This window comes from Peribacillus sp. Bi134, from assembly GCF_918698065.1.
GTDB lineage: Bacteria > Bacillota > Bacilli > Bacillales > DSM-1321 > Peribacillus.
In genome coordinates this window covers 300,341-313,573 of the sequence record NZ_CAKKLN010000005.1, presented here as the reverse complement: position 1 = coordinate 313,573, position 13,233 = coordinate 300,341, and the positions used below count along the sequence as shown (strand labels likewise).

Below are 13,233 nucleotides of genomic sequence, written 5' to 3'. Positions count from 1 at the left end.
GACGGGAGGGTGGTTTTCTTATCCAAAACTGACTGAGCGTTCGTTCTCCGAATGAAGGGACAGGGCGTATGAGGCGGCAAAAGATAAGAAAGCGATTACAGATGGAACTGAAAGATGTAAAAAACATAACCTTTCCTAAGCCTTCTTTTGAAGAGTGGAAAGAAGCTGCGGAAGCAAGTTTAAAAGGGAAAAGTGTAGAAAAGCTAAAAACGAATACATATGAGGGCATTACTTTATATCCGCTCTATACAGAAAAGGCGGAATCAACGGAAAAAGTAGCCGAATTGCCAGGATTCTTCCCTTTCACCCGAGGAACGTCCCCAACGGGATATCATGAGAAACCTTGGCTTGTCGTTCAACCTGTAAGCGGTATCACGGCTGAAGAAGCAAATGAAAAGATGAAGGCTTCATTCAAGCGCGGTCAAAATGTCGTGGCATACCCTGCACGATTGCTTGCCGAGGGAGCAAGGGCTGAAAAATTGTTTAAGGATATCCCATTAAAAGAAATACCGGTTTTCATTGACCTTAAGGGGAAACAAAAAGGATTATTCCCTCAATTCAAAGCGGTTGCCGAAGCACAAAATACCCAAATGACAGGCGTTATTGCTGAAGATCCCATTGCAGAATGGCTCATTTGCGGTCAGCTGCCAGAAGATACGGATAACTATTTTGCAGACTGGCTGAAGACAATCCAAGATTATCAGAAGGTAGGCAGGGATTTAAAAACAGTTTTGATTAATACGGCAGTCTACCATAATGGAGGAGCCAATGCCGTACAAGAAATAGCTTACGGATTATCGGCAGCGGTCCAATATCTATTGGAAGGGCAAAAGCAAGGGCTTCCTATTGCTTCGGTTTCCGAAAGAATAGTATTCTCTTTTGCTGTGGATTCGAATTACTTCATGTCCATCGCTAAGCTACGGGCTGCAAGAAGGCTCTGGGCAGGTCTTGCAGAAGCTTTCGATACAGCATCTGACCATTTTAAAATGGCGATACATGCCGTTACTTCCGAGTTGACAGAAACGCTATATGATCAGCACGTCAATATTCTTCGGACAACAAACCAAGCTTTCGCTGCCGCAATTGGAGGCATTCAATATCTTCAAATTCATCCATTCACACACGCAACTGGTGAAACCGATGATTTCTCAGAAAGAATTGCCCGTAATACTCACTTGATTTTAAAAGAAGAAACAAATATCACAACAGTGGTCGATCCTGCTGGCGGTTCATGGTATGTTGAGCAACTAACGGATGAATTGGCTGAAAAGGCTTGGGCGGAATTCCTTGAAATCGATGCAGCTGGAGGGATTCTTGAGCTAATTAAACAAGGCACCCTTCAGAAGGAAATAGCTGAAGTTTACCAAGAAAAGGTTCAAAATGCGGCTTTCAGAAAAGAAAGTATCATCGGAACGAATGTATATCCGAATCCTGCTGATAAGATTAAAACCACGACACGGGATAACCATGTGTCATATATGAAAGTTGAGAAGCCGGTTGGCATTACACCACTTTACTTGGATCGGGTATCCATTCAGTTCGAACAGTTAAGGCTACGCAGTGAAAAGTATAAAGAAATAAGTGGAACGGCCCCAACTATTGGTTTAATTAATTTGAAAAATCTCAAATCTTATAAACCTCGTGCAGATTTCGTTACAAGTCTTGCTGCAGCAGGTGGTATTGAAACAACCGGCAGTAAGGGGTGTCAAACCGTTGAGGAAGCAGTCGATTATGTAGCTGCGACCAAGCTCCCTATCTATTGTGTTTGCGGCAGTGATGGTGACTATTCGGAATTGGCGCCAGTCACCATTAAAGAAATTAAAAAGCAATTCCCTGAAATCACTATTTATAGTGCCGGCAAGCAGCAAGAAGAATTTGAGATTACACTAAGTGAAGCCGGAGTCAAAGATTTTATCCATGTCAAAACGAATGCAATAGCCATTTTATCGGAATTATTGCAGAAGCTGGGGGTGAACTGAAATGAAAAAACCGAATTTTTCTGCTATAAATCCTGCTAAGTCTGAGGTTAAAGGTACGGTGGAGGCATGGAAAAAGGAAGCCGAAAAAGCCGTTGGGAAAAACATTGAGGATCTTTTGTTTGAAACCAATGAACAAATAAAAATCAAACCGCTTTATATTGAGAAAGATAATCGTGACTTGGAGCATATGGAAAGTGTGCCAGGCATCGCTCCTTTTACAAGGGGACCTTATCCTTCGATGTATGTCAATCGTCCTTGGACGGTACGTCAGTATGCAGGTTTTTCGACTGCTGAGGAATCCAATGCGTTTTACAGACGTAACCTTGCGATGGGGCAAAAAGGGCTCTCAGTTGCCTTTGATTTAGCTACACACCGCGGTTATGACTCCGATCATCCACGCGTTGTCGGTGATGTGGGGAAGGCGGGAGTTGCCATTGATTCAATTCTTGACATGAAAATCCTATTTGACGGCATTCCGCTTGATCAAATGTCCGTGTCAATGACGATGAACGGCGCAGTATTACCCATACTTGCATTTTATATCGTGACAGCTGAAGAACAAGGCGTAACACAGGATAAGCTTTCAGGCACGATTCAAAATGACATCTTAAAGGAATACATGGTTCGGAATACGTATATCTACCCACCTGAAATGTCCATGAAAATCATAGCTGATATATTTGAGTATACATCCAAATATATGCCCAAATTCAATTCCATTTCCATCTCCGGTTATCATCTGCAAGAAGCGGGGGCACCGGCTGATATCGAACTTGCCTATACGTTGGCGGATGGGCTTGAGTATGCACGTACCGGAATGAAAGCAGGTATTGATATCGATAAGTTCGCACCACGACTGTCATTCTTCTGGGCTGTAGGAATGAACTATTTCATGGAAGTCTCGAAAATGCGGGCGGCTCGTTTCATTTGGTCAAAGCTGATGAAACAATTCGAGCCGAAAAATAATAAAGCGATGGCATTGAGAACCCATTCCCAAACCTCCGGCTGGAGCCTCTCCGAGCAGGATCCGTTTAACAATGTCGCAAGGACCCTTATTGAAGCGCATGCCGCTGCACTTGGGCATACACAGTCCCTGCATACGAACGCATTGGATGAGGCCATTGCCCTGCCAACGGATTTCTCGGCACGAATTGCACGTAACACACAGTTATATCTGCAGGAGGAAACGGGGATCACAAAAGTAATCGATCCATGGGCGGGTTCATACTATGTAGAATCACTCACAAATGAATTGATCGAACGGGCTTGGGCTCACATAGAAGAAATCGAAGGCCTTGGCGGAATGGCGAAGGCTATTGAAACCGGCCTTCCAAAAATGAGGATCGAGGAAGCCGCTGCAAAGCGTCAGGCTAAAATCGATTCTCAGGATGAAACGATCGTAGGTGTAAATAAGTATCGTTTGAAAAAAGAAGATCCGATTGAAATACTGGAGATTGATAATACAGCAGTTCGCGAAAGTCAGCTTAAGCGTTTGAGCGAATTAAAAGCGAAACGTGATCAGGAAAAGGTGGATGAAGCCCTTCAAGCGCTATCCATGGCTGCCAGAACTGGCGAAGGCAATCTTCTTGAACTGGCTGTGCAAGCTGCAAGAGTACGGGCTTCATTAGGTGAAATCTCCGATGCGATTGAGGAGGTTGCTGGACGTCACAAAGCAACGATCCGTTCTATCAGCGGTGTATACAGCTCGGCATACTCAAAGGAAGCGGAAATTGAAGAAGTCGTCCGCATGACGGAAGAGTTTCTTGAAAATGAAGGAAGAAGACCGCGATTGTTAATGGCTAAAATGGGTCAGGACGGTCATGATCGTGGAGCTAAAGTAGTCGGAACGGGGTTTGCGGATTTGGGCTATGATGTAGATATCGGTCCATTATTCCAAACACCGAAAGAAACCGCCATCCAGGCCGTGGAAAATGATGTGCATGTAGTCGGAATGAGTTCGCTTGCTGCCGGCCATAAAACATTGTTGCCGCAGCTTATGACGGAACTGAAGAACTTGGGACGTGAGGACATTATAGTGATCGTAGGCGGGGTCATCCCTGCACAGGATTATGATTACCTAATGGAAAATGGCGCTACAGCCATTTTTGGACCTGGTACGGTCATTCCGCAGGCAGCAAAGAAAGTGCTTCAGGAAATATACAATCGCCTTGGATATGAGGAAGTGGCTCAATAATGAGTGAAGACAAGAAGCCCGAATGGGTCGATCATAACAATCAGGAAGGTTTTGCTTCTTCATTAAAGCCAGGTGTAGAATTAGCAGCAAGCCATAACAAACCTTCTAAAAGCAAATTCGTCAAAAAACATAATGTAAACATACCGGTCCATGAACTTAAAGAGGGAATCATAAAAGGTGACAGGGCCAAGCTAGCTAAAGGGATTACATTGGTTGAAAGCAATGCATCCCACCACTTGGATCATGCACAGGAATTATTGCATAGCATCCTTCCTCATACAGGAAATTCGATTCGCATCGGGATTTCCGGAGTGCCCGGTGCCGGAAAAAGTACCTTCATCGAGACGTTCGGAACCTATTTGTGTGACAGGGGCCATAAGGTTGCCGTTCTAGCCGTCGATCCAAGCTCTTCGATCAATGGCGGAAGTATACTAGGCGATAAGACAAGGATGGAGGAGTTGGCAAGAAACCCCCATGCCTTCATAAGACCCTCTCCATCCGAAGGCACTCTAGGAGGAGTTCACCGCAAAACGAGGGAAACGATGTTGCTTTGTGAAGCGGCAGGATTTGATGTGATACTGATTGAAACGGTCGGTGTCGGTCAGAGTGAAGCTATAGTTCGAAGTATGGTCGACTTCTTCATGCTCCTTGTCCTTACAGGTGCCGGAGATGAATTACAAGGGATGAAAAAAGGGATTCTGGAACTTGTGGACGGAATTGTGGTCAATAAAGCCGATGGAGAGAACATTCCGCTGGCGATTAGGACGAAGTCCGAATATAGCAGAATCTTGCACTTCCTTCAGCCAGCAACAAAGGGTTGGGCAGGAAAGGCATATACTTGTTCAGCGATAACCGGTAAAGGAATTCCTGAGCTTTGGGATGTAATGAATGAATTTTCCGATTTGACCAAGGAATCGGGTGTTTTTCAAGAACGGAGAAGAATGCAATCTAAGGAATGGCTTTATTCATTGATGGATCACCAGCTTAAAACGATGTTTTATAAAAATGAAACCGTCAAGAATCTTCTCCCAATTCTCGAGAACCAAGTGATGTCAGGGAATAAAACGGTCACTGCTGCTGTTAAGCAGGCCTTTCAATCTTTTACCGATACATTTAAGTCAAATTAAAAAGAAATGGGATGGGGCAGGCGTGGATTGTCTCCCACGCCTGCCCCATCCTTTTGTAAGTCTTGTTGTTACACACATGATTCCCGCATACCTTTCGTTTTAAACGTGTTCGGAAATGGTTTATGCAGTTTTGACAGGTAAATTTATTGAATCACGAAGTGGCAATTGTTATGATAGGATTGAAGAGAAAACTTGGAAGGAGCACATGCCATGAATATGGATTTTAATTTTTTAATGAACGACGTAGTCAAACAGGCTCGCGATGAGATAAAGACTGCTGGATATACAGAATTGACTACTCCCGAGGAAGTTGAGGAAGTATTTGCACAAAAAGGAACGACACTTGTTATGGTCAATTCCGTTTGTGGCTGCGCTGGGGGAATAGCTAGACCTGCAGCGGCACATGCAATCCATAATGATAAACGCCCAGATCAGCTTGTAACCGTTTTTGCTGGGCAAGATAAAGAGGCGACGGAGAAAGCCCGTGATTATTTCGAAGGATATCCGCCGTCATCTCCATCATTTGCATTGCTGAAGGATGGAAAAATCATCACGATGATAGAGCGCCATGAAATTGAAGGACACCACCCGATGTCTGTAGTGGAAAAATTACAAGACTACTTCGATCAATATTGCGAAGAAGTTTAATCCATAGCGATAACTAAAACCCGCCCAATCGGCGGGTTTTAGTTTGTCGACAAAAAGAGGTTCGGAATGGTCTCATCCTGAACAGGATCTTAAAACAAAGCTAGTGTATCATAGGTGGTTATTACAGTAAACCTTAATGTATGGAAGAAATTTGCGACACTCCTGCCGAGTAACTGGGCCGAGACCCCACAGGCGCTTGCGCTGAGGAGGCTTGGCAGACAATCGGAGGAAAGGGAGCGGATTTCTGGAATCACAGAAATGTAATTTTTAGAAAACCTGTAAGACACATCCCGAACTAAGTTTTAGAATAGGTGATCCTTCATGTTTTTTTATAGTATTCCTTAATGGATGGAAGAAATTTGCGACACTCCTGCCGAGTAACTGGCTAGCCGAGACCCCACAGGCGCTTGCGCTGAGGAGGCTTGGCAGACAGTCGGCGGAAAGGGAGCAGATTTCTGGAATCAATAGAAATACTTTTTTAAGAAAAAAACTATATGAAAACTGGCTTTTGTTCGAATTTTGTCTACAGTCTGAACCCGCCCAATCGGCGGGTTTTTTTATTAATGAATCTGCATAAGTTAGGAACATTTAGGAAAGAAGATAGATAAGGAAGCAGAAATATTCCCTTTGGGGAAAAAGCGCGATTCCAGAAATGGAGTTATATTAATATTCTGAAAAATGAATCTATTATTTACGTTATTGAATAATTATTAGAGTGTGTTAAAATACACATTAGTGTATGAATATTAGTTATTCAAAATTTAACTAAACCGAATTTAATAACAAGAGAATTGAAAATATCATTTTGGAGGAATAATAATGAAGTTGAAAAAGCAGTTAGCATTGTTGCTTACTTCTGTTTTATTAGTAGGTATTTTAGCGGCATGCGGAACATCAGAGAAAGAAGATAAGAACACAGCTGACAAAGAAGACAAAAAGGTTCTGGTAATGGGAACATCTGCGGATTATCCGCCATTTGAATTTGTTGAAACGTCTAAAAGTGATGAAATCAAAGGATTTGACATTGATATCGCTAAAGCAATCGGAAAAAAATTAGGTTATGAAGTCCAAGTGAAGGACATTGACTTTAATAGTCTTGTGCCTGCTCTGGAAAATAAATCGGTCGATTTCGTTATCTCTGGAATGACTCCAACTGAAAAACGTGAGCAATCAGTCGATTTCAGTGATATTTACTATACAGCTAAAAACATGATCATCACGACAGAGGATAGTAAAATCAAAACTGTTGAAGATTTAAAAGGGAAAACGGTAGGCGTACAGCTTGCATCCATCCAGGAGACATTGGCAAATGACTTGAATAAATCCCAAGATATCGGGATGAAAGTTGAAAAACGGAATCGTATTCCTGAGGTTGTTCAAGAAATGTCAACAGGACGTTTTGACGCCGTGATCATGGAAGATACTGTTGCAAAAGGCTACTTGAAAGATAATAAAGAATTGGTGGGCCATTTGATCAAGTCTGGTGATCAAGATGCCGGTTCGGCAATCGCTTTCCAAAAAGGAAGCAAGTTAACTGAAGAATTCAATGCCGAGTTGAAAAAAATGATGGAAAATGGTGAAATGGAAAAATTAATATTAAAATGGTTCGGTGGCAGTGAAACTGAATAAAACAGAGAGATGAAAAGCGTTCAGAATGCCTTCTGAACGTTTTTCCGCGCTTTATTGTTAATAAAATGAAGCAGGAGAAAGGCCCGATAACGGCCTTCATAAGAGAGGATGAATGGAGTGAATCTTGAATTTGAAAGGATTATTCCTTCCCTTCCATATATCCTGGAGGGGATACCGACTACATTAAAGGTTGTAGCGGTAGCGGCAGTAATCGGATTTGTTTTGGGAATATTATTATCTATACTTAAGATCAGCAGAATCAAGCCCTTAAATTGGATTGCTGACTTTTATACATCCATTTTTCGCGGTACCCCTTTAGTGCTGCAATTAATGCTGATTTATTTTGGTTCACCACAAATATTAGGGATTCAAATCGAAGCGTTCCAAGCAGCATTTTTAGCATTCGGGCTAAATTCAGCAGCATACATCTCTGAAATTATCAGGGGAGGCATTTTAGCTGTCGATAAAGGCCAACGCGAGGCTTCGCTTGCACTTGGTGTTCCCTATTCAGGAATGATGCTTAATATTATCCTACCGCAGGCCATCAAGAATATCCTGCCATCCCTTGTGAACGAATTGATTTCCTTAACGAAGGAATCAGCCGTCGTCACGATTATTGGATTAGGGGATATCATGCGCCGTTCTTATATTGTCGGCGGTGAGACATATAAATTCTTCGAGCCGATATTATTTGCCGGCCTCATTTATTATGTGATGGTCATGGTTCTCACCATCTTAGGCAAAGTGATTGAAAGGAGAATGAGACGCAGTGATTAAAATTGATGGACTCAAAAAAAACTATGGCAAGCTCGAGGTATTAAAAGGAATCAGCACCGAGATAGGGCAAGGTGAAGTGTTAGCGATCATCGGTCCATCAGGGTCGGGAAAATCAACTTTCTTGCGCTGCATCAATATGCTTGAAACTCCAACTGATGGTCAAATCAGGTTTAAAGATCAAATCATCACTGAAAAAAAGACCAATATCATGAAGGTGCGTGAAAATGTCGGAATGGTATTTCAGCATTTTCATTTATTTCCGCATAAAACCGTACTGGAGAATCTGACATATGCACCAATGAAGGTGAAAAAATTATCAAAGGCCGAGGCTGTAAAACAAGCTCGTGAGCTTTTGACTAAAGTCGGTTTGGCCGATAAAGAATCGGCTTATCCAAATCGACTGTCAGGCGGACAAAAACAAAGGGTCGCTATTGCACGGGCATTGGCAATGAACCCGGAAGTAATGCTTTTCGATGAGCCGACTTCAGCGCTTGATCCCGAAATGGTAAAAGAAGTGCTTGAGGTTATGAAGTCACTGGCACATACGGGGATGACCATGCTGATCGTAACGCATGAAATGGGGTTTGCCAAAGAAGTGGCCGATCGAGTACTATTCCTGGACGGAGGTCTGCTCGTTGAGGAAAGTGCTCCGCAAGAATTCTTTACCAATCCGAAAAGCCAGCGTGCAAAAGACTTTTTGGAAAAAGTTTTATAAGTTAAAGTGAATAGTATATAATTGTGAAAAAAGGTAACGTTTAGGTTACCTTTTTTATTTTTTTCCTATAATGTATTTTTGCGTGAATGTATTTAGAAAAATTGGAAATTTAACTCGCAAAGGACTGTGAAAATATCTCATTTCCTGATAGTATTATAATAGATAGAGAAAGAGCCAGGTGATACATAACAATGTTTAAAATCGGATACAGGACGATTAAAACTGCTTTGGGGGCCACCCTGGCAATTATTATTGCACAAATGCTTAATCTCGAATATTTCTCTGCTGCGGGAATCATTGCGATCTTATGCATTCAAGTTACGAAAAAGAAGTCGGTGTATGCCTCCTGGCACCGGTTATTAGCTTGTTTGATTGCAATGGCCTATGCATCCCTATTGTTTCAGTTCATCGCATTCCACCCGCTGGTAATAGGTTTGATCCTCTTGATTTTCATTCCAACGACAGTTGCCTTGAAGATTAATGAGGGGATTGTAACGAGCAGCGTCATCATCATGCACCTATATGGGTCTGGTGACATCACTTTTTCCCTGCTGATCAATGAAACGATATTAATTGCAGTTGGAGTTGGAGTGGCGCTTGTCATGAACCTGTACATGCCCAGTGTCGATGACAAACTGCTGGCCTATCAGGAAAGTATCGAAACTAATTTTAGTGCGATCTTGATGGGGATTGTCCGCTACTTAAGGGATAATGATCACACATGGGATGGTAAGGAAATCACCGAAACGGCCAATCTTCTTAATCAGGCCAAAAGCCTTGCCTTCAGGGATGTGGAAAATCATTTTTTAAGGGAAGAAGACCTGTATTACCATTATTTCAAAATGCGTGAAAAGCAGTTTGAAATAATTGAACGAATTCTTCCCCTAGTCACGAATATTCCGTTGGTCGTGAAGCAAAGCGGGATAGTGGCTGATTTTATAGAAGATTTGGCAGAAAACGTCCACCCGCAAAATACGGCCATTCTTTATCTGAAAAAACTTGAAGAAATGGAGATTCATTTTAGGGGAATGGCACTGCCGCAGACACGGGAAGAGTTCGAATCCAGGGCCGCATTACTGCAGCTCATGAAGGAAATGGAGCGCTATTTATTGTTGAAGCATTCTTTCAAGGGGTTGCCCAAGCTGACCAGCAACCGAATGAAAAAGAGGCACTTGGCTTAAACTAAGCAAAAAAGTAAAGGAATTGATACAAATGAAATGGATCCTTTCTTTGTTGCTTATGCTATCGTTGTGGCCGCTTCAGGTACAGGCCCAACCTCAGTCGGTCAAGCCTGGCGATCCGTTTATCATCATCAATAAAGCCAACAATAAATTGGCGTTCATTGATGATAACGAGGTCAAGGAGATTCTGCCGGTCGGTACGGGAAAGAGTCAGGAACTGACGCCTGAAGGGATTTTCACGGTAAAAGTAAAAGCGGTCAATCCATATTACCGGAAAAAGAATATTCCTGGAGGCGATCCAAGGAACCCTCTCGGGTCGCGGTGGATTGGATTCGATGCACGAAATACCGATGGGAGGATTTACGGCATCCATGGTACGAATCAGCCATCATCAATTGGTAAATACATATCAAATGGCTGTGTACGGATGCATAAATCCGATGTAGAGCGTTTGTACGAAAAAGTCCCCATCGGCACTAAGGTGTTGATCACCATATCGAACGAGGATTTCAAAACGTTAGCAAAGAAAAATGGAGCGATAAAATAAAGAGAGGGAAGCTTTGCTTCCCTCCCGATTACGGTGTCTATTACAAAAGAAATGCGATACCTGATAATAAGCTTGTTAATAACATTGAGATAAGCATTAAATACACGACGATTTTTCTGATTTTCTTGTTTCCCATATGCCCTCTCCCTTAAAACAGTTTAATTGATTTTATTTTAACTTGAACATTTAGTAGAAACAAGTAAAAGTATAATGTTCATATTATTCCGAATCTTAAAAGGTTTTATGCAAGATTAGTAGTATTTTAATGGAGTCATCCAATAATACATAGCATGGAGGTTTTTATGATGATTAAAAATATCGATCATATCGGTATTGCCGTCAAGTCCCTGGATGAAGCCTTGCCGCTTTACACGGAAACGTTGAAATTGCAACTTGAAGGAATCGAGACAGTGGAGAGCCAAGGAGTGAAAGTGGCCTTCATCCTGGCAGGCAATACGCGTTTGGAGTTGTTGGAAGCGTTATCACCGGCAAGCCCAATCGCCAAATTCATTGAAAAACGCGGTGAAGGGATTCATCATGTTGCCCTTGGGGTCGATGATATTGAAGATAGAATAAAGGAAATCAAAGAATCTGGATTGCGCATGATTGATGACTCATCAAGAAAGGGAGCGCACAATGCGAATGTTGCTTTCGTTCATCCCAAGTCAACCGCGGGTGTATTATATGAGCTTTGTGAACAAGCATTATCAAAGGAGGAGCAGGAATGACAGACATATATGATACAATCAATGACCTATATGACAGACGCCGTAAAGTGGAAATGGGCGGCGGTGAAGAAAGAATCGATAAGCAGCATGAAAAGGGCAAACTAACTGCAAGGGAAAGAATTGAACTTTTAGTTGATCCGGGTACTTTCATAGAGCTTAATCCTTTTATCAAACACCGTAATACCAATTTTGGCATGGAAAAGGAAGAAGGGCCGGGAGAAGGGGTTGTCACCGGTTACGGTAAGGTCAACGGCCGCGACATTTATCTGTTTTCACAGGATTTTACTGTTTTTGGCGGAGCACTCGGTGAAATGCATGCTCTGAAAATTGCCAATGTTATGGATTTGGCAGCGGAAAATGGAGCGCCATTCATTGGTTTGAACGATTCTGGCGGGGCTCGTATTCAAGAAGGTGTAGTTTCGCTTGACGGATATGGCCAAATATTTTACCGGAATTCGATTTATTCAGGGGTCATCCCACAGATTTCGGTTATTATGGGACCTTGTGCAGGCGGAGCCGTATATTCCCCAGCCATAACCGACTTTGTCTTCATGGTTGAAAAAACGAGCCAAATGTTCATAACAGGGCCTAAAGTCATTGAAACGGTTACAGGTGAAAAGATTTCATCTGAAGGATTGGGTGGAGCGACTGTACATAATACCATAAGCGGTAATGCCCATTTCAAGGGGGCATCTGAGGAGCAAGTACTGGCAGACGTTAGACGCCTCCTGAGCTATCTTCCACAAAATAATGAAGAGAAGCCGCCGGTTTTGGAAGCTGACGATGGAGATGACTACCGTCCGGACTTAACGGATGTAGTACCTTATGAAGGGATCCGTCCATATGATGTCCGGAAAGTATTGGAGCAGGTTGTCGATGAGGATTCCTTTATGGAAGTTCAAGAGGGTTTTGCAAAAAACATAGTTGTCGGCTTGGCGCGCATCAAAGGGAAATCAGTGGGGCTTGTCTGTAACCAGCCAAAGGTGTTGGCAGGGGGGCTTGATATTGATTCATCAGATAAGGCTGCCCGTTTCATTCGTTTCTGTGACTCGTTTAACATTCCGCTAATTACGTTTGAAGACGTTTCGGGTTTTTTCCCGGGCGTTAAACAAGAACATGGCGGGATCATTCGCCATGGTGCAAAGCTCCTGTATGCTTATTCGGAAGCGACAGTACCAAAATTGACGATCATCCTGCGTAAAGCATACGGAGGAGCTTACGTGGCACTTAATAGTAAATCCATCGGTGCGGATCTTACGTTTGCATGGCCGAATGCTGAAATTGCGGTAATGGGCTCTGCTGGAGCGGCAAATATCATTTTTGCCCGTGAAATACAAAATAGCGAAGATCCGGAGGCGACACGTGCAGCTAAAATTGAAGAATACCGTGAGAAGTTCGCCAATCCATATGTTGCCGCAAGTCTTGGAATGGTGGATGATGTTATTGATCCCCGTGAAACCAGGATTAAGATCATTCAATCTCTAGAAATGCTGCGCAACAAAAAAGAAACTCGACCATGGAAAAAACACGGAAATATCCCGTTGTGATCAACATGGAAAAGAGCCCAAACCATCTGTTTTGGGCTCTTTTCCATACTGGGAAGCTATCATTTTAAAGAAAACAATATTTAAGTCTTCATTCACCTTTTTAACAAGGCCCCCCGGCAGGGAAATGACCAGCATGTTTTATCAGGCTGGTTCTTCCTATC

General features: G+C 42.7%; 12 protein-coding genes. 11 read left to right on the top strand and 1 reads right to left on the bottom strand.

What is annotated here, in order from left to right; genetic code table 11:
- Window positions 1-68: 68 nt before the first annotated feature.
- From LQ188_RS12790 to LQ188_RS12750, 9 genes are all read left to right on the top strand, one after another.
- Window positions 69-1,979 (top strand): methylmalonyl-CoA mutase family protein, encoded by a 1,911-nt coding sequence (locus LQ188_RS12790; RefSeq protein WP_230176994.1) that lies wholly within the window; start codon window positions 69-71, stop codon window positions 1,977-1,979.
- A 1-nt stretch (window position 1,980) separates the two neighbouring features.
- A complete protein-coding gene (scpA, locus tag LQ188_RS12785) occupies window positions 1,981-4,173 on the top strand; it encodes a methylmalonyl-CoA mutase (RefSeq protein ID WP_101222511.1) in 2,193 nt (730 codons plus the stop codon).
- Entirely contained in the window at window positions 4,173-5,300 is a 1,128-nt protein-coding gene (gene meaB, locus LQ188_RS12780) for a methylmalonyl Co-A mutase-associated GTPase MeaB (protein ID WP_230176993.1), read from the top strand. The genes scpA and meaB overlap by 1 nt, the downstream gene beginning before the upstream one ends.
- A gap of 210 nt (window positions 5,301-5,510) precedes the next feature.
- The gene (locus tag LQ188_RS12775) at window positions 5,511-5,948 is read left to right on the top strand and encodes a BrxA/BrxB family bacilliredoxin (RefSeq protein WP_034308239.1); all 438 of its coding nucleotides are present in this window, start codon (window positions 5,511-5,513) and stop codon (window positions 5,946-5,948) included.
- An 819-nt stretch (window positions 5,949-6,767) separates the two neighbouring features.
- Entirely contained in the window at window positions 6,768-7,577 is an 810-nt protein-coding gene (locus LQ188_RS12770; RefSeq protein ID WP_101222508.1) for a transporter substrate-binding domain-containing protein, read from the top strand.
- A gap of 117 nt (window positions 7,578-7,694) precedes the next feature.
- Entirely contained in the window at window positions 7,695-8,354 is a 660-nt protein-coding gene (locus tag LQ188_RS12765; protein ID WP_101223460.1) for an amino acid ABC transporter permease, read from the top strand.
- Window positions 8,347-9,069, top strand: a complete 723-nt coding sequence (locus LQ188_RS12760; protein WP_101222507.1) for an amino acid ABC transporter ATP-binding protein — start codon at window positions 8,347-8,349, stop codon at window positions 9,067-9,069. The genes LQ188_RS12765 and LQ188_RS12760 overlap by 8 nt, the downstream gene beginning before the upstream one ends.
- Before the next feature lie 191 nt (window positions 9,070-9,260).
- A complete protein-coding gene (locus LQ188_RS12755; protein WP_230176992.1) occupies window positions 9,261-10,250 on the top strand; it encodes an aromatic acid exporter family protein in 990 nt (329 codons plus the stop codon).
- 31 nt (window positions 10,251-10,281) lie between these two features.
- The gene (locus LQ188_RS12750) at window positions 10,282-10,797 is read left to right on the top strand and encodes a L,D-transpeptidase (RefSeq protein WP_063233115.1); all 516 of its coding nucleotides are present in this window, start codon (window positions 10,282-10,284) and stop codon (window positions 10,795-10,797) included.
- A 40-nt stretch (window positions 10,798-10,837) separates the two neighbouring features.
- Here the strand turns inward: LQ188_RS12750 and prli42 are convergent, their stop codons facing one another.
- A complete protein-coding gene (prli42, locus tag LQ188_RS12745) occupies window positions 10,838-10,933 on the bottom strand; it encodes a stressosome-associated protein Prli42 (RefSeq protein WP_155726463.1) in 96 nt (31 codons plus the stop codon).
- 166 nt (window positions 10,934-11,099) lie between these two features.
- Between prli42 and mce the strand changes: the two genes are divergently transcribed.
- Both mce and LQ188_RS12735 read left to right on the top strand, forming a co-directional pair.
- Window positions 11,100-11,525, top strand: coding sequence for a methylmalonyl-CoA epimerase (mce, locus tag LQ188_RS12740; protein WP_230176991.1), 426 nt, complete (start codon window positions 11,100-11,102; stop codon window positions 11,523-11,525).
- On the top strand, window positions 11,522-13,072 hold the full coding sequence (locus LQ188_RS12735) for a carboxyl transferase domain-containing protein (protein ID WP_230176990.1): 1,551 nt from the start codon (window positions 11,522-11,524) through the stop codon (window positions 13,070-13,072). The genes mce and LQ188_RS12735 overlap by 4 nt, the downstream gene beginning before the upstream one ends.
- The last annotated feature ends 161 nt before the right edge of the window (window positions 13,073-13,233 follow it).